The sequence below is a fragment of the Pseudomonas sp. AM4(2022) genome (assembly GCF_036346515.1).
GTDB lineage: Bacteria > Pseudomonadota > Gammaproteobacteria > Pseudomonadales > Pseudomonadaceae > Aquipseudomonas > Aquipseudomonas paracarnis.
Map to the genome: position 1 here is coordinate 323,343 of NZ_JAOTNW010000001.1, position 22,051 is coordinate 345,393.

Sequence of the window (22,051 nt, forward strand, 5' to 3'; positions counted from 1 at the left end):
GGTCAGCTACCTATAAGCTAACTGGCAGGCCGCTATCGCAGGCAAGCCAGCTCCCACATTTGGATATTCGTCAGGCATAAAAAAAGGCCACCCGAAGGCAGCCTTTCAAAACTAAAGAAAGAGAGTTGTTACTTACACCGCCGCAACGGGACGCATGTAAGAGATCGGTGCGGTGCTGGCGTCTTCGAAGGTCACGACTTCCCAAGCATCTGTCTGCTCAATCAACTTGCGCAGCAGCTGGTTGTTAAGGGCGTGGCCCGACTTGAAGCCTTTGAACTCGCCTATCAGGCTATTGCCCAGCAGGTAGAGGTCACCGATTGCATCGAGGATCTTGTGCTTCACGAATTCGTCTTCGTAGCGAAGGCCGTCTTCGTTCAGTACACCATCCGCGTCGACCACAATGGCGTTTTCCACGCTGCCGCCGAGTGCGAGGTTGTGCTTGCGCAGGTACTCGATGTCACTCATGAAACCAAAGGTACGGGCGCGGCTGACTTCTTTTACGAACGAAGTGCTGGAAAAATCCACGCTTGCACTTTGGGTGCGGTCACGGAATACCGGGTGATCGAAATCGATCTCAAAGCTCACTTTAAAGCCTTCGAACGGGACGAAGGTGGCGCGCTTGTCGCCGTCTTCTACTGTCACTTCCCGCAGAATGCGAATGAACTTCTTGGCTGCGTCCTGTTCTTCCAGGCCGGCAGATTGAATCAAGAATACGAAGGGTCCAGCGCTGCCATCCATGATCGGGACTTCGGACGCGGAGAGCTCGACGTAGGCGTTATCGATGCCCAGGCCAGCCATGGCCGAGAGCAAGTGCTCCACCGTGTCCACTTTGACGTCACCGTTGACCAGAGTGGTCGACATCGTGGTTTCGCCAACGTTTTCCGCGCGAGCAGGAATCTGCACCACAGGGTCCAGGTCGGCACGAACAAACACGATGCCGGTGTCGACAGGTGCGGGCTTGAGGGTCAGGTATACCTTCTCCCCGGAGTGCAGACCTACACCTGTGGCACGGATAATATTCTTCAGGGTGCGTTGTTTAATCATGGCTTGGACCGCTTCAGCGCAAATTGCGAACTGGTATCAACAAAGGCTGGCGATAATAACAGACCAGACCTTTGCTGAACACCAATCACCTTCATAGCCCTGATACATTCCATTAATCGGCCTGACGACGCAGGAATGCCGGGATGTCCAGATAGTCCAGGTCATCTTGCGGATTCGGGCTACGGGACGCCGCAGCACCGGCCTGAGCCTGGTTGCGCATCACGGTCGGACGATCCAGGTCACGGTAGTTGACCGACGGCAGCTCCTGGCGAGCAGGGGCTGGAGCGGCAGCTGCCTGGCTGGCCTGGCTGGTGTGCAGGGTGTTGTCGATGACCTTCACAGGCTTCTCGATTTTTGCACCCAGGCCGGTCGCAACCACGGTCACATGCAGTTCATCACGCATGTCCGGATCGATAACGGTACCCACCTTGACCATGGCGTGCTCGGACGCGAAGGCTTCGATGATGCTACCCACGTCGGAGTACTCACCCAGGGACAGGTCGGGACCTGCGGTGATGTTCACCAGGATGCCGCGTGCACCTTGCAGATTCACGTCTTCGAGCAACGGGTTGCGGATGGCCGCTTCGGTGGCTTCGCGTGCACGGTTCGGACCGCTGGCGCAGCCAGTGCCCATCATCGCCATACCCATTTCGCTCATGACCGTACGTACGTCGGCAAAGTCGACGTTGATCATGCCTGGGCGCTTGATGATGTCGGAGATACCGCGAACGGCACCGGCCAGTACATCGTCAGCCTTGGCGAAGGCGGACAGCAGGCTGGCATCCTTGCCCAGGATGGTCAGCAGTTTCTCGTTGGGAATGGTGATCAACGAGTCGACGCTTTCAGACAGCAGACGGATACCTTCGTCGGCGATCTGCATGCGCTTGCGGCCTTCGAACGGGAACGGACGCGTCACGACAGCAACGGTCAAAATCCCCATTTCCTTGGCCACTTCGGCAATGATCGGTGCAGCACCGGTACCGGTACCGCCGCCCATGCCGGTGGTGATGAACACCATGTTGGTGCCTTGCAGCACTTCGGCAATACGCTCGCGGTCTTCCAGGGCGGCTTGACGGCCGACTTCCGGATTGGCGCCAGCGCCGAGGCCCTTGGTCACCGCTGTGCCCAATTGCAGGATGGTCCGCGCGCCGATGCTTTTCAGCGCCTGGGCATCAGTGTTGGCGCAGATGAACTCAACGCCTTCAATGTTGCTCTTGACCATGTGGTTGACAGCGTTGCCGCCGCCACCGCCGACACCGATTACTTTGATAACCGGGCTAGCGGGGATGTTGTCTACGAGTTCAAACATTTTCCCTCTCCTTTCGTTTTCTCTAGTTTTTTCGCCTACTGCTTGTTGCGGGTGCTGCGGTGTCGCGGTAAATCTTTAGAAATTGCCTTTTACCCAAGCCTGCAGACGCTCGAACAACGGCGCTTTCGCCTCGTCGTCACTGCGGTAGCTGTCACGGATGCTCGGGCCCGACAGGGAGATGCCGTCGGTCTGCTTTTGCAGCCCGTACAACAGCAAGCCCACACCGGTGGAATAAATCGGGTTGCGCACCACGTCGCCCAGGCCTTTCACGCCATGGGGCACGCCCAGGCGCACCGGCATGTGGAAGATCTCTTCGGCCAACTCGACCGCGCCTTCCATCTTCGAGGTGCCACCGGTCAGCACAATGCCGGCCGGGATCAAATCTTCGTAGCCGCTGCGGCGCAGTTCAGCCTGGATCAGGGTGAACAGCTCGTCGTAGCGTGGCTCGACCACTTCGGCCAGGGCCTGGCGCGACAGCTCGCGGGGCGGACGATCACCGACGCTTGGCACCTTGATGGTCTCGCCGGCACCGGCCAGCTTGGCCAGGGCGCAGGCGTAGCGGATCTTGATTTCTTCGGCGTACTGGGTCGGTGTGCGCAGCGCCATGGCGATGTCGTTGGTGACTTGGTCGCCGGCAATCGGGATCACGGCGGTGTGACGGATCGCACCCTCGGTGAAGATCGCGATGTCGGTGGTGCCGCCGCCGATGTCCACCAGGCACACGCCCAGCTCTTTTTCGTCGTCGGTCAGTACCGAGTAGGCCGAGGCCAACTGCTCGAGAATGATGTCGTCGATTTCCAGGCCGCAGCGGCGCACGCATTTTTCAATGTTCTGTGCGGCGTTGACGGCGCAAGTCACCACGTGAACCTTGGCTTCCAGACGCACGCCCGACATGCCCAGGGGCTCGCGCACGCCTTCCTGGTTGTCGATCACGTAGTCCTGCGGCAGGGTGTGCAGCACGCGCTGGTCCGCCGGGATCGCCACGGCCTGGGCGGCGTCGAGGACACGCTCAAGGTCGGCCGAGCTGACTTCACGGTCGCGGATCGCCACGATGCCGTGAGAGTTCAGGCTGCGGATGTGGTTGCCCGCCACGCCGACGAACGCTGAGTGAATCCGGCAACCGGCCATTAGCTGCGCTTCTTCGATAGCGCGCTGGATCGACTGCACGGTGGACTCGATGTTCACCACCACGCCCTTCTTCAGGCCCCGGGACGGATGCGTGCCAATACCGACGATTTCGATCGCGCCGTCTTCCCCGACCTCGCCCACCAGCGCCACCACCTTGGAGGTGCCGATATCGAGACCGACGATCATTTTGCCGCTTTGCACGTTTGCCATGGGTCCTGCCTCTTCTTAATTCTTCGCGACAGCGGGTTGTGCTGCCGTGGGCGCAGCCGGTGTACGCCAGCCGACGGCCAGGCCGTTGGCGTAACGCAGGTCGACGCTCGCAATGTTCGTAATCTGTTCTTTCAAGGTTTTTTCATAGATGGCAATAAAGCGGCGCATCTTTTCCACCAAGCGGTCGCGTCCCAGCAACAACTCGATGCCCGGGCCGGAACTGCCTGCCCCGGTCGTCAAAAACCAGCTGCCCCGCTCACGCAATTCCAGGCGTGCAATGGAGAAGCCCAGTGGCCGCAGCATCTGGCTCAAGGCCTGGTACTGCTGCATCACTTGCTGCTGCGCCCGCTGCGGCCCGAACAGCTGCGGCAGGTGTTCATAATTGGCCAGCTCACGCGGGGTGAACGCCTGGCCCTGGTTGTTCAACAGCGCTTCATCGCCCCAACGGGCCACGGGCAGTTGTTCTTCCAGGCGGATCGTGACTTGGTCCGGCCATACACGGCGAACTTCGGCATGGGCGATCCACGGCATTTGTTCCAGCTCCGAGCGCATGCCAGCCAGGTCGATGGTAAAGAAGCTCGCCGCCAGGTATGGGCCGATGCGCTGCTGTACCGCTTGTTGGCTGATGTAGCTCAGGTCGCCCTGCACGCTGATCTTGGTGATCGGCCGGTCGGCATACGGCAACAGGCGCTGCGCGCCTTCGTACGTACCAAAGCCCAACACCACCAGCAGCACCGGCCAGAACAGCGCCTTGATAAAACCAAAGTTGGCTTTTGGCAGGCGCGAAGACATCGGCTCTTTAGCCACCATTCGGCTTGCACCCCGTGGCACCGGCTTGCGGCTCGGTGCTTGTGGGGGCTGATGACGAAGCGATGCGCCGTTCATGTGTTTAGCCTCTTGGCTCAATGCTGTCGGCCAGGATCGCCAGCACTAACTGCTGGAAATCCAGACCGGCGGCACGGGCTGCCATGGGAACCAGGCTGTGGTCGGTCATGCCCGGTGCGGTGTTGACTTCAAGGAACCAGAAATTCCCTTGGTCATCCTGCATCACGTCTGCCCGCGCCCAACCGGCGATACCCAGCGCCTCACAGGCTTTCGCCGTGAGGTCCATCAATTCTTGTTCCTTGGTTGCTTCGAGGCCGCATGGGATCCGGTACTGAGTATCGGAAGCCAGGTACTTGGCGTCGTAGTCATAAAAGGTGTGGGGCGTGCCCAAAGCGATGGGAGGCAATACCTGGCCACGCAGGGTGGCGATGGTGTACTCGGGACCGGAAATCCACTGTTCCACCAACACTTGCGAATCGTAGGTACTTGCCGCTTTCCATGCGTCGATCAATTCGGCGGCCGAGTTCACTTTGGCCATGCCGATACTGGAGCCTTCATGGGCTGGTTTGACGATCAAAGGCAGGCCCAGTTCCTTGGCTGCAGAAATACAATCGTCTTCACTGCACAGTACCGCGTGACGCGGGGTCGGAATGCCCAGGCTGTGCCACACCTGCTTGGTGCGCAACTTGTCCATCGCCAAGGCCGACGCGAGGATGCCGCTACCGGTGTAAGGGATGCCGGCGCATTCGAGCAGGCCCTGCATGCTGCCGTCTTCACCGCCGCGGCCGTGAAGAATGAGAAAGGCGCGGTCGATCTTTTCGGCCTGCAGGCGGGCGAGGAAATCATCGCCCACATCGATACCGAAGGCATTCACGCCAGCACTTTGCAGCGCCTCAAGCACCGCATTGCCGGACTTGAGCGACACTTCGCGCTCGGCGCTCTTGCCGCCGAACAGCACGGCCACGCGACCGAAGTCGGCAGGCGCAAGGGTGGAAAACAGGGAGCCGTAGTCAGTGGTCATTTCGACTTCCCCTTGGCGGCGGCTGCAAACAGCGGGCTCGCCAGCAACTTGGGCGCAAGGCCACCGATATCACCGGCGCCCTGGCACAGCAGGATGTCACCGGCACGCAGCAGCGGCTTGACGATAGGCGCCAGGTCCACGCCACGCTCGATGTAGATCGGGTCCAACTGGCCGCGCTGGCGGATGCTGTTGCACAGCTTGCGGCTGTCAGCGCCCGGGATCGGTTCTTCACCGGCCGGGTAGACTTCCATCAGCAGCAGCACGTTGGCATCGGCCAGTACATTGACGAAATCGTCGTACAGGTCACGGGTGCGGCTGTAGCGGTGCGGCTGGTACACCATCACCAGCCGGCGCTCCGGCCAGCCACCGCGCACGGCCTTGATCACGGCCGCCACTTCGGTCGGGTGGTGGCCGTAGTCGTCCACCAGCATCACGTCACCGCCTTCAACCGGCAGTTGGCCGTAGACCTGGAAGCGACGGCCCACACCGGCAAAGCGCGACAGGCCCTCGACGATGGCTTCATCGCTGACGCCTTCATCGGTGGCAATGCAGATGGTCGCCAGCGAGTTCAGTACGTTGTGGTTGCCCGGCATGTTCACCGACACGTCCAGCGGCTCGCGGTCGGGGCGCAGCACGGTAAAGAAGGTTTGCATGCCTTCTTGGCGCACATTGATTGCGCGCACGTCGGCATCTTCGCTGAAGCCGTAGGTCACGGTCGGGCGCTTGACCTGGGGCAGGATTTCACGCACCACCGGGTCGTCCAGGCACACCACCGCCAACCCGTAGAACGGCAGGTTGTGCAGGAAGTCGACGAAGGTTTTCTTCAATTTGTTGAAGTCACCGTCGTAGGTCGCCATGTGGTCTTCGTCGATGTTGGTGACGACGGCGACCAGCGGTTGCAGGTGCAGGAAGCTCGCGTCACTTTCATCGGCTTCGGCGATCAGGTAGCGGCTGGTGCCGAGCTGGGCATTGGTGCCAGCTGCATTCAGGCGGCCACCGATGACGAAGGTCGGGTCCAGGCCACCGGCGGCGAACACCGAGGCGATCAGGCTGGTGGTGGTGGTCTTGCCATGGGTACCGGCGACGGCGATGCCGTGGCGATAGCGCATCAGCTCGGCGAGCATCTCGGCACGCGGCACCACTGGAATACGGCGTTCAAGGGCAGTGGCCACTTCCGGGTTGGAGGTGTTCACGGCGCTGGACACCACCAGCACGTCGGCCTCGGCAGCGTTCTCGGCACGGTGGCCGATGAAGATCTGCGCACCGAAGGACTTCAGGCGATCAGTGACCGGCGACTCTTTCAAGTCCGAGCCGGACACCTGGTAGCCCAGGTTCAGCAACACTTCGGCAATCCCGCACATGCCCACGCCACCGATACCGACGAAGTGAATACGGCGGATGCGGCGCATCTCGGGTTGCGGCATGGCTTTCTGATTCTCAACCATGGGCCACCTCCAGGCAGATATCGACCACGGTGCGGGTTGCGTCAGGTTTGGCCAGGCGGCTTGCGGTGCTCGCCATGCTGTTGAGTCGTTCCGGTTGCATCAAAACCTCGGTCAGGCGTGCGGCCAAATCGGCGGCGCCAGTCGTTCTTTGCGGCAGCAGGAAGGCAGCGCCCTCCCCGGCCAAATATTCGGCGTTGCGGGTCTGGTGATCGTCGATGGCGTGGGGCAAAGGCACCAGCAAGGACGGCAGACCGGCGGCCGCCAGTTCACTGACGGTCAGCGCACCAGCGCGGCAGACCACCAGGTCGGCCCAGCCATAGGCTTGGGCCATGTCTTTGATGAAGGGCTGTACATTGGCCTCTACACCGGCCTCGCGATAACGCGCGGCGGTGACTTCATCGTGGTTCTTGCCGGCCTGATGGAAGATCTCCGGGCGCACATCCTCAGGAAGTTGCGCAACGGCTTCAGGCAGCAATTTATTCAGTGGCTCGGCGCCCAGGCTTCCGCCCAGGATCAGCAGGTGAGCCTTGCGCCCCGCCAACGCGTCACGCGCAATGGCCATGAACAGTTCGGTACGTACCGGGTTACCGGTGGTGCGAAGCTTGTCGGAGGCGGCGAAGGTTTTCGGAAAGGCTTCACACACCCGCGCGGCCAATGGCACCAGCAGGCGGTTGGCGGTACCGGCGACGGCGTTCTGTTCGTGAACGATCACCGGCACGCCCGCGAGTTTCGCCGCAACGCCACCAGGGCCGGTCACATAACCGCCAAAGCCGAGCACACACACCGGCTTCAACTCGCGAATGATCTTGCGCGCCTGCATGACCGCCTTGAGCAACACGAACGGCGCCTTGAGCAATGACAACTTGCTCTTGCCACGCAAACCGGTGACGTTGATCAAATGCAGCGGCAAGCCGGCATTGGGCACCAATTCGTTTTCGATGCCACGGGGCGTACCCAGCCAGTGCACGGTGTAGCCACGGTTCTGGAATTCACGGGCGCAGGCCAGGGCCGGGAACACATGGCCCCCGGTACCGCCCGCCATGATCAGCACGTTAGCGCCCATGGGTCGGCTCCTCGGCGAAGTCGCTTTCGCTGAACTCCATCTCTTCGCTGCCCAGGTGGGTGCGACTCTCCCACTCGATACGCAGCAACAAGCCGAGACAGGCGCAGCAAATCACCAACGAACTGCCGCCGTAACTGAGGAACGGCAAGGTCAGGCCCTTGGTCGGCAGCAGGCCGACGTTCACCCCGATGTTGATCAGGAACTGGCCGATCCACAGGAAGGCCAACCCATAGGCAACGTAGGCGGCGAAGAACTGCTTGGCCTTCTCGGCCCACAAGCCGATGTACATGGCGCGCACGCAGACGAATACAAACAACGCAACGGTGCACAGCGAACCCACCACACCCAACTCCTCGGCCAATACCGAGAACACGAAGTCGGTGTGGGCTTCCGGCAGGTAGAACTGCTTCTGCACACTGTTGCCCAGGCCCACACCCAGCCACTCGCCGCGACCGAAGGCGATCAGCGCCTGGGTCAACTGGTAGCCGGAGCCGAACTGGTCGGACCAGGGGTCGGTAAAGGTGATCAGACGCGCCATCCGGTAGGGTTGCGCCTGTACCAGGATGGTCACGGCCGCCACCGCCAGCACCACCATCAAGGTGAAGCGGAACAGCCCGACCCCACCCAGGAACAGCATCGCGGCGGCGGCGCCCATCATCACCACCGTTGCCCCGAAGTCGGGCTCCATCAGCAGCAGGCCAGCCATGGGCAGCAGCACGATGAACGGCTTGAAGAAGCCCATCCAGCTTTCGCGCACTTCTTTCTGACGGCGCACCAGGTAACCGGCGAGGTAGATCACCACGAACACCTTGGCGATTTCCGAAGGCTGCACGTTGAACGCGCCGAAGCCGATCCAGCGCATCGAACCGTTCACCTCGCGGCCAATGCCCGGCACGATCACCATGACCAGCAAGCCGAACGCACCGATCAGCATCAGCCAACCCAGGCGTTGCCAGGTGGCAATCGGGATCATCATGGTGACGATGCAGGCGCCCAGGCCGATCACCAGGTACACCAGGTGGCGGATCATCATGTACAGCGTGTTGCCCGACTGCACGGCAGCCACTTCGGAGGACGCCGAGGTGATCATCACCAGGCCCAGGCCGAGCAGTGCCAGGCAACCGGCGAGCATAGGAAAATCAAGGTCAATGCCGCGCCCGGTAATGATCGGCGACGGGTATGGCTTGATGATGTTTCTCAGGTTGAGGCTCATGCCAAAGCCTCCACGGCGCGGGCGAACAGTTGGCCGCGCTCTTCATAGTTCTTGAACATGTCGAAGCTGGCGCACGCGGGCGACAGCAACACCGCATCGCCAGGCTGGGCCAGGGCTTTGCACTGGGCAACGGCGTCGTCCAGGGAAGCTGCGCGTACTTGCGGCACAGCGTCACCGAGGGCGGCGACGATCAGGTCCGAATCGCGGCCCATCAGCACCACGGCACGGCAATGGGCGGCCACTGGAGCTTTAAGGTCCTTGAAGTCGGCACCCTTGCCATCACCACCGGCGATCAGCACCAGCTTGCCGTCGATATCGGCACCCAGGCCTTCGATGGCCGCCAGGGCTGCACCGACGTTGGTGGCTTTGGAGTCGTTGTAATAGCTGACGTCATTGAGGTCGCGCACCCACTGGCAGCGATGCTCAAGCCCGGCAAACGTGCGCAGGCTCGCGAGCATGGCGTCGAATGGCAGGCCAACCGCGTGACCGAGCGCCAAGGCCGCCAGGGCATTGGACTGGTTGTGTGCGCCACGGATTTTCAGTTCGCGTACCGGCATCAGGTTCTGGAATTCGAACGCCAGGTACTTCTCGCCGTTCTCTTCACGAATGCCAAAGCCTTTGAAGTCCGGTTTGCCCAGGCCGAAGGTCCAGCAGGGCATGCCCTCGCCTATCAGCGGACGGCTCAGGGCATCCTGGCGGTTGACTACAAATTGCTTGGCGCCACGGAAGATCCGGTGCTTGGCCAGGTGATAAGCCGGCAGGCCGCTGTAGCGGTCCATATGGTCTTCGCTGACGTTCAATACCGTCGCCACTTCAGCGCCCAGGTCGTGGGTGGTTTCCAACTGGAAGCTCGACAATTCCATCACGTACAGCTCGACGTCGTCGCTGAGCAGGTCCAGCGCCGGCACGCCAAGATTGCCGCCGACGGCCACACGCTTGCCCGCCGCCGCTGCCATCTCGCCGACCAGGGTGGTGACGGTGCTTTTGGCGTTGGAACCGCTGATGGCCACGATCGGCGCCTTCGCGTTGCGTGCGAACAGGTCGATATCACCAGACAGCTTCACGCCACGGGCCGCAGCCGCTTGCAGGGCCGGTGTCGCCAGGGCCAGGCCCGGGCTCACGTAGAGCTCGTCGGCACGGCACAGAAACTCGACATCCAGCTCGCCACAACGCACTTCCACGTGCGGGTAGTCACGGCGCAGCGTGACCAGCTCCGGTGGATTTTCCCGCGTATCGGCCACGGCAAACGACGTGCCCCGGTTCGCCAGGAAGCGAACCAGGGACATGCCGCTCTTGCCGAGGCCGACAACAATGCGGAAGTGGTCTGAAGCGATCAGGGACACTCGTTTCTACCTCAGTTTCAGGGTGGCAAGGCCGACCAGTACCAGAATCACGGTGATGATCCAGAAGCGGACAATCACGCGTGGCTCGGGCCAGCCCTTGAGTTCAAAGTGGTGGTGAATCGGCGCCATGCGGAACACGCGGCGCCCGGTCAACTTGAAGGACGCCACCTGGATGACCACCGACAGGGTTTCCATCACGAACACGCCGCCCATGATGAACAGTACGATTTCCTGACGAACGATCACCGCGATAGTGCCCAGAGCGGCTCCCAGCGCCAGTGCGCCGACATCGCCCATGAAGACTTGTGCCGGGTAGGTGTTGAACCACAGGAACCCCAGGCCGGCACCGATCAGCGCGCCGCAGAACACGATCAACTCACCGGCGCCCGGTACATAAGGGATCAGCAGGTATTCAGCGAATTTCACGTTACCGGAGAGGTAGCAAAAGATGCCAAGCGCGCCGCCCACCATCACCGTCGGCATGATCGCCAGGCCGTCGAGGCCATCGGTCAGGTTCACCGCGTTGCTGGAGCCGACGATCACGAAGTAGGTCAGCACCACAAAACCGACACCCAGTGGGATGCTCACATCCTTGAGCATCGGGATGATCAAGGTGGTTTCCACGGCACTTGGCGCGGTGGTGTACAGGAAGATCGCGGCGGCCAGGCCGAACACCGACTGCCAGAAATACTTCCAGCGGCTTGGCAGCCCCTTGGAGTTTTTCTCGATCACTTTGCGGTAGTCATCCACCCAGCCGATGGCGCCGAACAGCAGGGTCACCAGCAGCACCACCCACACGTAGCGGTTATGCAGGTCGGCCCAGAGCAAGGTGCTGACGCCGATGGACGACAGGATCAGCGCGCCGCCCATGGTCGGAGTACCGGACTTGGACAGGTGCGACTGCGGGCCGTCATTACGAACCGATTGACCAATTTGCAGGTTCTGCAGGGTGCGGATCATCCACGGCCCTAAAAACAGCGACAAAGACAGCGCGGTCAGCACACCCAGGATCCCGCGCAGGGTCAGGTACTGGAAGACCGCGAAGCCTTTGTGGAACTGTTGCAGATACTCAGCCAGCAGCAGCAGCATTAATGTTTCTCCGTACTTGAGCCACACAAGGCTGCGACGACGTTTTCCATCACCGCGCTGCGCGATCCCTTGATCAAAATGGTTGTGTGTTTGTCATGTTCAGCCGCCGTCAACGCCTGGATCAATTCAGCTTGCGTCGCAAAATGCCGCGCACCGGGACCGAAGGCGCTCACGGCGTGAGTCATGTTCGGGCCGACCGCGTAGAGCGCGTCGGCCTTGCCGCTGGCGTAGGCACCCACTTCGCGATGGGACTGTTCGGCCCAGTCGCCCAGCTCGGCGATATCGCCCAGCACCAGTACTTTGCGGCCATCGAAACCCTTGAGCAGATCTATGGCGGCGCAGACCGAGGACTGGTTGGCGTTGTAGGTGTCATCAATCACGCGCATGCCGTTGGCAGCCAATTGCGCCACAGTGCGGCCCTTGACCGGCTGCACCGCGCCCAGGCCTGTAGCGATACCGAACAGCGACACGCCCAGGGCATGGGCGGCGGCGGCGGCGGCCAGGGCGTTGGCAACGTTATGGTTGCCCAGCAGGTTCAGCTGCACATGTTCGCTGCCTTGCGGGGTATGCAAGGTGAAGGACGGGCAACCGCGGGCGTCGACGGTGATATTTGAAGCATGGAAGTCGGCCGCGGCATTGAGCACCGCAAACGTCAGCACCTTGCGACCGGCGGCGCGTACACGCCAGGTCTCGAACGCCTTGTCATCCAGGTTCAGTACCGCTGTGCCCGAGGCGTTGAGGCCTTCAAGGATTTCGCCCTTGGCTTCGACGATTTTTTCCGGACCACCGAACTCGCCGACATGGGCGGTACCGGCGTTGTTGATGATCGCCACGTGAGGCTGGGTCAGCGCCACGGTGTAGGCGATTTCGCCGATGCGCGAAGCCCCCAGTTCAATCACTGCCGCCGTATGTTCCGGGGCCAGTTCGAGCAGGGTCAGCGGTGCGCCGAAATCATTGTTGAGGTTGCCACGAGTCGCGAGCACCGGCCCGCGCGTACGCAGGACGCCAGCAAGCAGTTCCTTGACCGTGGTCTTGCCGCTGGAACCGGTAATGGCCGCCACCGGCTTATCAAAAGCGGCACGGTTAAGCGCACCCAGTTGGCCCAGGGCCAGGCGGGTATCGGCTACCAGCAATTGCGGCAAGGCAGAATCGGCCACTTCACGCTGCACCAGGGCACCGACGGCACCTTTGGCGGCAACGTCGTTGAGGTAGTCGTGACCATCGAAACGCGGGCCGGCCAGGGCGACAAACAGCTGCCCCGGCTGGATGTTACGGCTGTCGATACTGACGCCGTTGAATGTGCAGTCGCTCGACAGCACACGGGCCGACAGGGCCTGGGCCAGTTCGCTGAACGTCATCGCTTTAAGCATGGGCGACCTCCCAGGCGGTCAGGGCGTGATCCGCCTCGACCAGATCGGAGAAGGCATGGCGCTCACCGTTGATTTCCTGATAGTCCTCGTGGCCTTTACCCGCGAGCACCACTACGTCGTCCGCGCCGGCACTGGCGATCAGCTGGGCAATGGCGGCGCCGCGACCAGCCACAAACGTGACCTTGGAGGCGTCTTTGAAACCGACACGGATGTCGTCGAAAATCTGGCTCGGGTCTTCGCTGCGCGGGTTGTCGTCGGTGACGAGTACGCCATCGGCCAAGCGCTCGACAATTTCGGCCATCAATGGGCGCTTGCCGCGATCGCGATCACCGCCGCAACCGAACAGGCACAGCAATTTGCCTTTGGCATGTGGGCGCAGGGCTTCGAGGACTTTTTCCAGGGCATCCGGTGTGTGGGCGTAATCGACCACCACCAACGGTTGCGTGCCGCCACCCAGGCGCTGCATGCGACCGGCCGGGCCTTCCAGCTTCGGCAGTACCCGCAGGATTTCATCCAGGGCGTAGTCCAGGCCCAGCAATGCACCGATAGCGGCGAGCACGTTGCTCAGGTTGAACCGCCCGAGCAAGGTGCTGCGCAAGTGGTGCTCGCCCTGCGGCGTCACCAATGTGGCACGCACGCCTTCATCATTGAATTGGGCTTCGCGGCAATACAGGTAGGCACTGGCATCTTGCAGGCTATAGCTGATCAGGCGCGCGTCGCTGTCTTCGCCCGCCAGTTGGCGGCCAAACGCGTCGTCGAGGTTGACCACCCGGCACTTCAGGTCATTCCAGGCAAACAGCTTGGCCTTGGCGGCGGCGTACGCCTCCATGGTGCCGTGGTAGTCGAGGTGATCGCGGGACAGGTTGGTCATCACCGCCACATCAAAGGCCAGAGCAGTGACACGCCCTTGGTCCAGACCGTGAGAAGACACTTCCATGGCAACCGCCTTGGCGCCGGCCTTTTTCAGGTCGGCCAGGGTCGCTTGCACGGCAATCGGGTTTGGCGTGGTGTGCAGGCCGCTTTGCAGCGCGCCATAGAAACCGGTGCCGAGGGTGCCGACGATGCCGCAGTGCTGACCCAGCAGGTCCAAAGCCTGGGCGACCAATTGGGTCACGCTGGTCTTGCCATTGGTGCCAGTCACGCCCACCAGGTTGAGCTGGCGGCTCGGGTCACCGTAAAAACGCCCGGCGATGTCAGAAAGCTGCGCAGCCAGGCCCTTGACCGGAATCAACGGCACATCGGTGATCGGCAGCACGGTGGCGCCTTGCACTTCATAGGCAACCGCAGCCGCACCGCGTTGCAGGGCATCGGCGATATGCGCACGGCCATCGAGCTTGCCGCCGGGTACCGCCAGGAACAGGTCACCGGCACGCACATTGCGGCTGTCCAGGGTCAGCTCACGAATCAGCAGATCGTGGCCGGCATGGGCAAAAATCTTGTTCAGACTAAGAGACATCAGCCGCGCCCTCCATTGGCTTTGACAGCGGCAGCCGGTGGGCCGGCGTTGGCTTGTTGAGTCGGCGGCAGGTTGTCCGGCGTGATGTTCATCAGACGCAGGGTGCCGGACATCACTTTGCTGAACACCGGCGCCGAAACCAGGCCACCGAAGTAACCGGCTTTACTAGGCTCGTCGATCACCACGACGATGGCGTAGCGTGGATCGCTCATCGGGCCAAAGCCGGCGAACAGCGAACGGTAGGAGTTTTCGGCATAGCCCTTGGTGCCCACCGAGGTCTTACGGGCCGTACCGGACTTGCCTGCAACGTGGTACGCCGGCACCTGGGCGCGGAATACGCCACGCGGTGCTTCGATCACTTGTTGCAGCATTCCCTGGATGGTCTTGGCGACTTTTTCCGGAATGACCTGGTTGGCTTTCGGCGGTTCATCCACATGGATCAGGCTCAGCGGCACCATGCGACCGTTATTGGCCAACACCGAGAAAGCGTGGGCCAACTGGATGGCGGTCACCGACAGGCCATAGCCATAGGACAGCGTGGCAGTCTCGGCCTTTCTCCACTCGCGGTAGTTCGGCAGGTTGCCCACGCGCTCGCCCGGGAAATCGAGGCCGGTGGGTTGCCCCAGACCGATTTTTTGCGCCAGGTGATAGATCGTTTCGCCGCCAATGTCGAAGGCAACCTTACTCATGCCCACGTTACTGGAATTGATCAGGATGCCTGTCAGATCCAGCACCGGACCTTCGCTGCGGGATACGTCACGAATGGTGTATTTGCCAAGTTGCAAGGTGCCTGGGTAAACCTCGACCTTGTCGGTAGGTTTCCAGCGCCCGGTTTCCAGGGCAGCGCTCATGGAGATGGCTTTCATGGTCGAACCGGGCTCGAACACGTCGATCATCGCGCGGTTACGCATCATCGCCGGCTGCAGGTTGCGACGGTTGTTGGGGTTGTAGGTCGGCTGGTTGACCATGGCGAGGATCTCGCCGGTCTTCACGTCCATGATTACCAGGCTGCCGGCCTTGGCGCCATTCTCGATGATCGCGTTACGCAGCTCGCGGTTGGCCAGGTATTGCAGACGCAGGTCAATCGACAACGCCAAGGGCTTGCCGGCCTTGGCGTTCTTGGTGACCTGGACGTCCTTGATCAGCCTGCCGCGCCGATCCTTGATGACCTGCCGCTTGCCCGGAACTCCGGCCAGCCATTCGTCGTAGGCCAGCTCAACGCCTTCGCGACCATGATCATCGATATCGGTAAAGCCGACCATGTGCGCGGTGGTTTCACCGGCCGGGTAGAAACGACGAAACTCCTCGATGCCGTAGACACCGGGGATTTTAAGGTCGAGCACCTGCTGGCCTTGCTCGGGTGTGAGCCCGCGAACCAGATAGATGAATTCCTTGTTGGCCTGGGCTTCGAGGCGATCGGTCAGGGCCTTGCGGTCCTGGCCAAGGGCGGCGGCCAGTTCGGGCCACTTGTCCTTGGCAACTTGCAGCTCTTTAGCGTTGGCCCACAGCGTCGTCACCGGGGTACTGACGGCCAGGGGCTCGCCGTTGCGGTCGGTGATCAGGCCGCGGTGTGCAGGAATTGGAATATGCCGCAGGCTGCGGGCGTCACCCTGGCCGATCAGGAAGTCGCGGTCGACGACCTGCAGGTCGAAGATACGCCAGACAATCGCGCCCACCATCAATGCCAGCAAGCCCAGCATCAGGCGGAAGCGCCATGGGTAGAGTGCCCCTTCGAGCTTCATCATGGCGCCACCATGCGGACTTCAGCCGCGCCAGGGATGTGCATCTTCAATTGTTCGGTGGCCAGCACTTCGATACGGCTGTGAGCCGTCCAGGTGCTTTGCTCGAGGATCAACCGGCCCCACTCTGCCTGGGCTTTATCACGCACGCTCAATTCCCCGTAAAGGGTATTGAGCAACTGACGGTTCCAGTGGGCGCTGTAGGACACCGCAATCGCGGATACCAGCACGCCGACAAACAGCAGCAACATAAAGAAGCTGCCGCCCGGGAGGGGCTTGGCGAAAAGCTTGCTCACCGCAATTTCTCCGCAACACGCATGACAGCGCTACGGGAACGTGGGTTGGCCTTGAGTTCGGCTTCGGAAGCGAACTGCGCTTTGCCATGGATTTTGATTTTCGGCACGAAGGCTTCGAAACGCACCGGCAGGTTACGCGGCAGGTTATCGGATTCGCCCTTGACCAGACGACGCATGAACAGTTTGACGATGCGGTCTTCCAGGGAGTGGAAGCTGATCACCACCAGGCGACCGCCCACTTCCAAAGCATCCAGAGCGGCTTCGAGGCCGGCTTCCAGATCGCCCAATTCGTTGTTGACGTGGATGCGCAGGCCCTGGAACGCGCGGGTAGCCGGGTTCTTGCCCTTTTCCCAGGCAGGGTTGGCGACCTTCAGCACTTCGGCCAGGTCCGCAGTGCGTTCGAACGGCTGGATTTCGCGGCGCTCGACCACGGCACGCGCCATGCGACCGGCGAAGCGCTCTTCACCGTATTCCTTGAACACACGGGCGATTTCTTCCACCGGCGCGGTGGCGATGAACTGTGCAGCACTGACCCCACGAGTGGGATCCATACGCATGTCGAGGGGGCCGTCGTTCATGAAACTGAAGCCGCGCTCCGGGTCATCGAGCTGTGGCGAAGACACGCCCAGGTCGAGCAGAACCCCGGCCACCTTGCCCGCCATGCCGCGCTCGGCAACTTCGGCACCCAGCTCGGCAAAGCTGCGCTGCACAACGACAAAGCGGCCGTCTTCGGCCGCTAGCGCTTGCCCGGTGGCAATCGCTTGAGGGTCTTTGTCGAACCCGAGGAGTTTGCCGTCGGACCCGAGCTGGCTGAGTATCAACCGGCTATGCCCGCCCCTGCCGAATGTGCCGTCGACATAGCAGCCATCCGCGCGTACGGCGAGAGCCTCGACGGCTTCGTCAAGCAGTACGGTGATGTGGTTAAAGCCGCTATCAATAGTCACAGGATCAAATCACGCAGTTCATCAGGCATGGCGCCCGGTTGTTGAATAGCAGCCAGGTCCGCTGCAGACACAGCATCCCAGGCATCTTCGTCCCACAATTGGAACTTGTTCAGTTGGCCTACCAGCATTGCGCGCTTGTCGAGCTTGGCGTACTCGCGCAGTCGCGGCGGCACCAGGAAACGACCGCTGCCATCGAGTTCAAGGTCAACGGCATTACCGATCAGCAAGCGCTGGAGGCGGCGGTTTTCTTCACGCAATGAAGGCAGCGCACGCAACTTGGTTTCAATCAACTCCCACTCATCGAGGGGGTAAACACACAAACAAGGGTCAACGGCGTCAATCGTGATGATTAACTGGCCTGAACTTCGCGAAATGAGCTCGTCACGATACCGGCTCGGCATAGCGAGACGGCCTTTTGCATCGAGACTGATAGCGTTAGCTCCGCGAAACACAGATGCGTTTCTCCAAATTTTAGCGTTTTACGTTCAAAAAACCCACTTTGTGCCACTTTCCGCCACTTGCGCACACTATAGGAATGCGCCTACCACACCGTCAAGGCGCGGATTCAAGGAAAAGCCTTACAGAACGGAGATTTAGGAGGGTAAAAGGAGGAGAAACGAGAGTTTGGCGATGTTTTTGACTCAACAACAGCAAATAGCTCAAAGAGCTAGGGCCTAAAGTTAAAGTAATTTATTAAGAGTAAGATTTTTTTGGTATTACGAAGATGCATCTGCCAATGATTTGGCAGGGAGGGATTCTTGCGCTACTACCGGGTTTGCGCTCGAGAGTCGAACGCAAGGAAAAAAGGTGGAGAGTCGATCTGTAAGCCGGGTTCTGTCTTGAACAGTCATTCGTCTACGATGGCCATCACTGGACATCTTTAGCAACCTACCCGGTCCCAGCGCGGGCCACGCCTTGGGACCCTATTTGGTCTTGCTCCAAGTGGGGTTTACCTAGCCACGAACTGTTGCCAGTCGTGCGGTGCGCTCTTACCGCACCTTTTCACCCTTACCGGCACCGAAGTGCTTAGGCGGTTATTTTCTGTGGCACTTTCCGTAGGCTCACGCCTCCCAGGCATTACCTGGCACTTCGCCCTATGGAGCCCGGACTTTCCTCCCCCCCCTAATTTTCATAGAGGGCAGCGACTGTCCAATCGACTCTCCGCCGCGAAGGTTAACGGCACGGCGGCTTGAGGACAAGTATTAAAAGTGCGGCATTGCCATCACGTTCAGACGAAATACAGATTTGCCCCTGGAACTATTCGACCTTCTGCTTATCGAGCGCGACCTGATACAACACATTCTTGCGCACGCCGGTAATTTCCGCAGCCAGGGCAGCGGCGCGCTTGAGGGGCATTTCCTTGAGCAACAAGTCAAGGACGCGCATGGCCTCGCTGCCCACTGCGTCTTCATTCTCAGGCGCGGTCCAGCCTGCTACCAGCACCACGCATTCGCCACGTTGTTGATTGCTGTCGCCCTCTACAAACGCTCGCAGCTCCTCCAGTGGCAGCCCCTTGAGGGTTTCGAAGGTCTTGGTCAACTCCCGGGCCAGCAAGGCCAGGCGCTCACCGCCGAACACCAGTTCCATGTCTTGCAGGCATTCAAGGATGCGATGCGGGGCCTCATAGAAAATCAAGGTGCGCGGCTCTTCTTTGAGTGCCTGCAGACGCGCCCGACGCCCTACGGCCTTGGCGGGCAGGAAGCCTTCGAAGATAAAGCGGTCCGAGGGCAACCCGGCGGCCGATAATGCCGCAATCAGCGCGCAGGCTCCTGGAACAGGCACTACATTGATACCAGCGGCGCGCGCCTGGCGGACCAGGTGGTAACCAGGATCGGAAATCAGGGGCGTGCCCGCGTCGGAAATCAGCGCCACGTCATCACCCGCCAAGAGACGCGTGATAAAGCGGCTACCCTCTTCACGTTCGTTGTGTTCGTGGCAGGCCGCTAATGGCGTGCTGATACCAAAATGCTGCATCAACCGTTGGGAGTGCCGCGTGTCTTCTGCCGCGATCAATTTCACCTCGCGCAACACCTTCAGCGCCCGGGCACTGATGTCGTCCAGGTTGCCAATGGGCGTCGCCACCACAAAAAGCGAGCCAGCAGTGGAATTCAAAGGACCTGGAGCAGTCAAAGCGCACACCTCGATGGTTGGCAAAAGCCACATTGTAGCGCGTAGACGCCTTGAAAATATGCCATCACGGCCGATGCCGTTTCAGCCAACGTCAGCTATTGGCAACATTTGCACGACCTAAATCCACGGTTTAACGCCATGAACATCGCGCCTGGGCCAGTGCTTGGGTACACTTCCACGCTAATTTGATCGGTATCAGGAACACTTACATGATCGCTTGCCTGCGGCTGCTCTCCGCCCTCTGCCTCGCTGCCTTGCTGGCCGCTTGCGCCAGTTCGCCCTCCTCCAGTCTTGGCGAACTGCCACGCACGCCCGATGCCAGTATCGAGCAACTGCTCGAACAGGCGACGAACGCCAAGACGCCAGAAAAAGCCGCGTTGCTGCGCCTGAGCGCGGCGGACCTGGCCTACCAGCAGAACAATCCCGGCCGCTCCTCGCAGATCCTTGCGCAAGTGCCCCTGGATGCCCTGAAGCCAGCCGCGCAAGTATTTGCCAGCACCCTGGCCGCAGAACTGGCCATGGGGCGTAACCAGCCCAAGGCGGCCTTGGCAGCGCTGAACCACCCTAGCCTGCAAAACCTGAAGGAACTGCCGACCGACCAGCAGATCCGCACCGGCACCGTGCATGCTCGCGCCTATGAAGCCGACGGCCAGACCCTCGCCGCCGCTCGCGAGCGGGTGGCCATGGCGCCCCTGCTGACGGGTGAGGCTGCCAGCAACAACCACGAGGCCATCTGGGTATTGATTGCCGCGCTGCCAGCCGAACAGCTGCAAGCTACCGGCAACCCGACGCTCGATGGCTGGATCACTCTGGCCCAGGCGGTCAAGGGCGCCGGTACGCTGGAGCAACAACAAGCCGCCATCGACACCTGGCGCGCGCAGAACCCGGGCCACCCGGCGGCTGTGCAACTGCCAGCGCCGCTGACCAAACTCAAGGAACTGGCCAGCCAGCCCCTGAACAAGATCGCCCTGCTGCTGCCGCAGGAAGGCCCGCTGGCTGCTGTGGGCAAAGCGCTGCGCGAAGGCTTCATGGCGGCTCACTACCAGGCCGAACAAGCCGGGCAGAAGCCGCCAGTCATTGAGTTCTATGACAGCTCGCGTCTGACCTCCCTCGACGACTTCTACGCCAAGGCCCAGGCCGCCGGTGTACAACTGGTGGTCGGCCCGCTGGAAAAACCGCTGGTCAAGCAACTCAGCGCACGCCCGCAGTTACCGATCACCACCCTGGCCCTGAACTACAGCGAGACCGATCAAGGCCCGGCGCAGTTGTTCCAGTTCGGCCTGGCCGCTGAAGACGAAGCCCGCGAAGTGTCGCGCCGTGCCCGTGCCGATGGCCTGCACCGCGCAGCCGCCATGGTGCCCCGTGGCGAATGGGGTGAGCGTGTCTACAAAGCGTTTCGCCAGGATTGGGAAGCCAATGGCGGCACCGTCATGGGCGTTGAATATGTCGATCAGCCTGTGGCCCTGGCCCAGCAGATCGCCGATCTGTTCCAACTGCGCAAGAGCGAAGGCCGCGCCAAGAGCCTGCAGAGCACAGTCGGCACCGACGTAGCCGCCCAACCTTCGCGTCGCCAGGACATCGAGTTCATCTTCCTGGCCGTCACGCCGCAACTGGCCCAGCAGATCAAGCCGACCCTGAACTTCCAATACGCCGGCGATGTGCCGGTGTATGCAACTTCCCACGTGTTCAGTGCCAGCGGTGACCGTAACCAGTACCTGGACATGACCAACGTGATGTTCTGCGAAACCCCTTGGCTGCTTAATACCACCGACCCACTGCGTAACCAAGTGGCCGCGCAATGGCCGCAAGCCAATGGCAGCCTGGGCCGCCTCTACGCGATGGGCGTCGATGCCTACCGCCTGGCGCCACGCCTGGGCCAGCTCAAGGCACTGCCGGACACCCGTGTCGACGGCCTCTCGGGCAACCTGGGCATCAGCGCCAACCAGCGCGTCGATCGCCAGATGCCGTGGGCGAAGTTCGTCGGCGGCGACATTCAGCGCCTGCCCGATACCCCACGCTGATGCCCGAGCGGTCCAGCGCACAAAGCGGCAAGGATGCCGAACTGCATGCACTCAACTACCTGCAACAACAGGGTCTGCGCCTTCTGGCGCAGAACTGGTTATGTAAACGCGGCGAGCTTGATCTGGTCATGCTTGACGGCGATACAGTAGTATTCGTCGAAGTCCGCTACAGAAAACACGCACAATGGGGTGGCGCGCTCGCCAGTATCGACGGGCGCAAGCGTCAAAAGCTGATACTCGCTGCGCAGTTTTTTCTGCAAAAAGAGCATCGCTGGGCTGACTGCCCCTGCCGTTTCGATGTGGTTGCCATGAAAAGCACCCCGTCAGGCACAGCTGATCTGACCTGGCTTAAAAATGCCTTCGACAGCTGATTCGCCGGGCACCTTCACCACTCACTTTTGCTCT

Annotated in this window: 19 protein-coding genes and 1 other RNA gene; 2 read left to right on the forward strand and 18 right to left on the reverse strand. The window is 61.2% G+C overall.

Annotated features, from left to right (window positions below; translation table 11 throughout):
• Positions 1 to 132: 132 nt before the first annotated feature.
• The 18 genes from lpxC to rsmI form a co-directional block, all read right to left on the reverse strand.
• Positions 133 to 1,044, reverse strand: a complete 912-nt coding sequence (gene lpxC, locus ODQ19_RS01400; protein ID WP_003171886.1) for a UDP-3-O-acyl-N-acetylglucosamine deacetylase — start codon at positions 1,042 to 1,044, stop codon at positions 133 to 135.
• A gap of 112 nt (positions 1,045 to 1,156) precedes the next feature.
• On the reverse strand, positions 1,157 to 2,353 hold the full coding sequence (gene ftsZ / locus ODQ19_RS01405; protein WP_003188685.1) for a cell division protein FtsZ: 1,197 nt from the start codon (positions 2,351 to 2,353) through the stop codon (positions 1,157 to 1,159).
• 75 nt (positions 2,354 to 2,428) lie between these two features.
• Complete coding sequence (gene ftsA, locus ODQ19_RS01410) at positions 2,429 to 3,691, reverse strand: cell division protein FtsA (RefSeq protein WP_003188682.1); 1,263 nt, start codon at positions 3,689 to 3,691, stop codon at positions 2,429 to 2,431.
• 15 nt (positions 3,692 to 3,706) lie between these two features.
• The gene (locus ODQ19_RS01415) at positions 3,707 to 4,576 is read right to left on the reverse strand and encodes a cell division protein FtsQ/DivIB (protein WP_032893516.1); all 870 of its coding nucleotides are present in this window, start codon (positions 4,574 to 4,576) and stop codon (positions 3,707 to 3,709) included.
• Positions 4,577 to 4,580: 4 nt separating this feature from the next.
• On the reverse strand, positions 4,581 to 5,537 hold the full coding sequence (locus ODQ19_RS01420) for a D-alanine--D-alanine ligase (protein WP_014716974.1): 957 nt from the start codon (positions 5,535 to 5,537) through the stop codon (positions 4,581 to 4,583).
• Complete coding sequence (gene murC / locus ODQ19_RS01425; RefSeq protein ID WP_034134894.1) at positions 5,534 to 6,982, reverse strand: UDP-N-acetylmuramate--L-alanine ligase; 1,449 nt, start codon at positions 6,980 to 6,982, stop codon at positions 5,534 to 5,536. The genes ODQ19_RS01420 and murC overlap by 4 nt, the downstream gene beginning before the upstream one ends.
• Entirely contained in the window at positions 6,975 to 8,045 is a 1,071-nt protein-coding gene (gene murG / locus ODQ19_RS01430; protein ID WP_003188675.1) for an undecaprenyldiphospho-muramoylpentapeptide beta-N-acetylglucosaminyltransferase, read from the reverse strand. Before murG ends, murC begins: the two co-directional genes overlap by 8 nt.
• Positions 8,035 to 9,258: a putative lipid II flippase FtsW gene (gene ftsW / locus ODQ19_RS01435; RefSeq protein WP_003188673.1), complete on the reverse strand. Its 1,224-nt coding sequence runs from the start codon at positions 9,256 to 9,258 to the stop codon at positions 8,035 to 8,037. The genes murG and ftsW overlap by 11 nt, the downstream gene beginning before the upstream one ends.
• Positions 9,255 to 10,601: a UDP-N-acetylmuramoyl-L-alanine--D-glutamate ligase gene (murD, locus tag ODQ19_RS01440; protein ID WP_330209179.1), complete on the reverse strand. Its 1,347-nt coding sequence runs from the start codon at positions 10,599 to 10,601 to the stop codon at positions 9,255 to 9,257. Before murD ends, ftsW begins: the two co-directional genes overlap by 4 nt.
• Positions 10,602 to 10,607: 6 nt before the next feature.
• Positions 10,608 to 11,690 carry a phospho-N-acetylmuramoyl-pentapeptide-transferase gene (mraY, locus tag ODQ19_RS01445; protein ID WP_003188670.1) on the reverse strand — a complete coding sequence of 361 codons (1,083 nt, stop codon included), beginning with the start codon at positions 11,688 to 11,690 and terminating at the stop codon, positions 10,608 to 10,610.
• Complete coding sequence (locus ODQ19_RS01450; RefSeq protein WP_330209180.1) at positions 11,690 to 13,060, reverse strand: UDP-N-acetylmuramoyl-tripeptide--D-alanyl-D-alanine ligase; 1,371 nt, start codon at positions 13,058 to 13,060, stop codon at positions 11,690 to 11,692. Before ODQ19_RS01450 ends, mraY begins: the two co-directional genes overlap by 1 nt.
• Entirely contained in the window at positions 13,053 to 14,516 is a 1,464-nt protein-coding gene (locus tag ODQ19_RS01455) for a UDP-N-acetylmuramoyl-L-alanyl-D-glutamate--2,6-diaminopimelate ligase (protein ID WP_116667178.1), read from the reverse strand. The genes ODQ19_RS01450 and ODQ19_RS01455 overlap by 8 nt, the downstream gene beginning before the upstream one ends.
• On the reverse strand, positions 14,516 to 16,258 hold the full coding sequence (locus tag ODQ19_RS01460; protein ID WP_164699553.1) for a peptidoglycan D,D-transpeptidase FtsI family protein: 1,743 nt from the start codon (positions 16,256 to 16,258) through the stop codon (positions 14,516 to 14,518). The genes ODQ19_RS01455 and ODQ19_RS01460 overlap by 1 nt, the downstream gene beginning before the upstream one ends.
• Positions 16,258 to 16,551, reverse strand: a complete 294-nt coding sequence (gene ftsL / locus ODQ19_RS01465; protein WP_003188663.1) for a cell division protein FtsL — start codon at positions 16,549 to 16,551, stop codon at positions 16,258 to 16,260. The genes ODQ19_RS01460 and ftsL overlap by 1 nt, the downstream gene beginning before the upstream one ends.
• A complete protein-coding gene (gene rsmH, locus ODQ19_RS01470; protein ID WP_003188661.1) occupies positions 16,548 to 17,495 on the reverse strand; it encodes a 16S rRNA (cytosine(1402)-N(4))-methyltransferase RsmH in 948 nt (315 codons plus the stop codon). The genes ftsL and rsmH overlap by 4 nt, the downstream gene beginning before the upstream one ends.
• Positions 17,492 to 17,947, reverse strand: coding sequence for a division/cell wall cluster transcriptional repressor MraZ (gene mraZ / locus ODQ19_RS01475; protein WP_003171868.1), 456 nt, complete (start codon positions 17,945 to 17,947; stop codon positions 17,492 to 17,494). The genes rsmH and mraZ overlap by 4 nt, the downstream gene beginning before the upstream one ends.
• A 355-nt stretch (positions 17,948 to 18,302) precedes the next feature.
• Positions 18,303 to 18,656: RNase P RNA component class A (gene rnpB / locus ODQ19_RS01480), an RNA gene on the reverse strand.
• 96 nt (positions 18,657 to 18,752) lie between these two features.
• A complete protein-coding gene (rsmI, locus tag ODQ19_RS01485; protein ID WP_202691132.1) occupies positions 18,753 to 19,658 on the reverse strand; it encodes a 16S rRNA (cytidine(1402)-2'-O)-methyltransferase in 906 nt (301 codons plus the stop codon).
• 176 nt (positions 19,659 to 19,834) lie between these two features.
• On the opposite strand from rsmI, the gene ODQ19_RS01490 reads away from it, so the two are divergent.
• Both ODQ19_RS01490 and ODQ19_RS01495 read left to right on the forward strand, forming a co-directional pair.
• Entirely contained in the window at positions 19,835 to 21,646 is a 1,812-nt protein-coding gene (locus ODQ19_RS01490) for a penicillin-binding protein activator (RefSeq protein WP_330209181.1), read from the forward strand.
• On the forward strand, positions 21,646 to 22,017 hold the full coding sequence (locus ODQ19_RS01495; protein ID WP_330209182.1) for a YraN family protein: 372 nt from the start codon (positions 21,646 to 21,648) through the stop codon (positions 22,015 to 22,017). The genes ODQ19_RS01490 and ODQ19_RS01495 overlap by 1 nt, the downstream gene beginning before the upstream one ends.
• Positions 22,018 to 22,051: the final 34 nt, after the last annotated feature.

Excerpts from the sequence above, each read along its gene's own strand:
- lpxC (WP_003171886.1), bottom strand. The coding sequence starts at position 1,044 with ATGATTAAACAACGCACCCTGAAGAATATTATCCGTGCCACAGGTGTA.
- ftsZ (WP_003188685.1), bottom strand. The coding sequence starts at position 2,353 with ATGTTTGAACTCGTAGACAACATCCCCGCTAGCCCGGTTATCAAAGTA.
- ftsA (WP_003188682.1), bottom strand. The coding sequence starts at position 3,691 with ATGGCAAACGTGCAAAGCGGCAAAATGATCGTCGGTCTCGATATCGGC.
- ODQ19_RS01415 (WP_032893516.1), bottom strand. The coding sequence starts at position 4,576 with ATGAACGGCGCATCGCTTCGTCATCAGCCCCCACAAGCACCGAGCCGC.
- ODQ19_RS01420 (WP_014716974.1), bottom strand. The coding sequence starts at position 5,537 with ATGACCACTGACTACGGCTCCCTGTTTTCCACCCTTGCGCCTGCCGAC.
- murC (WP_034134894.1), bottom strand. The coding sequence starts at position 6,982 with ATGGTTGAGAATCAGAAAGCCATGCCGCAACCCGAGATGCGCCGCATC.
- murG (WP_003188675.1), bottom strand. The coding sequence starts at position 8,045 with ATGGGCGCTAACGTGCTGATCATGGCGGGCGGTACCGGGGGCCATGTG.
- ftsW (WP_003188673.1), bottom strand. The coding sequence starts at position 9,258 with ATGAGCCTCAACCTGAGAAACATCATCAAGCCATACCCGTCGCCGATC.
- mraY (WP_003188670.1), bottom strand. The coding sequence starts at position 11,690 with ATGCTGCTGCTGCTGGCTGAGTATCTGCAACAGTTCCACAAAGGCTTC.
- ODQ19_RS01450 (WP_330209180.1), bottom strand. The coding sequence starts at position 13,060 with ATGCTTAAAGCGATGACGTTCAGCGAACTGGCCCAGGCCCTGTCGGCC.
- ODQ19_RS01455 (WP_116667178.1), bottom strand. The coding sequence starts at position 14,516 with ATGTCTCTTAGTCTGAACAAGATTTTTGCCCATGCCGGCCACGATCTG.
- ODQ19_RS01460 (WP_164699553.1), bottom strand. The coding sequence starts at position 16,258 with ATGAAGCTCGAAGGGGCACTCTACCCATGGCGCTTCCGCCTGATGCTG.
- rsmI (WP_202691132.1), bottom strand. The coding sequence starts at position 19,658 with ATGTGGCTTTTGCCAACCATCGAGGTGTGCGCTTTGACTGCTCCAGGT.
- ODQ19_RS01490 (WP_330209181.1), top strand. The coding sequence starts at position 19,835 with ATGATCGCTTGCCTGCGGCTGCTCTCCGCCCTCTGCCTCGCTGCCTTG.
- ODQ19_RS01495 (WP_330209182.1), top strand. The coding sequence starts at position 21,646 with ATGCCCGAGCGGTCCAGCGCACAAAGCGGCAAGGATGCCGAACTGCAT.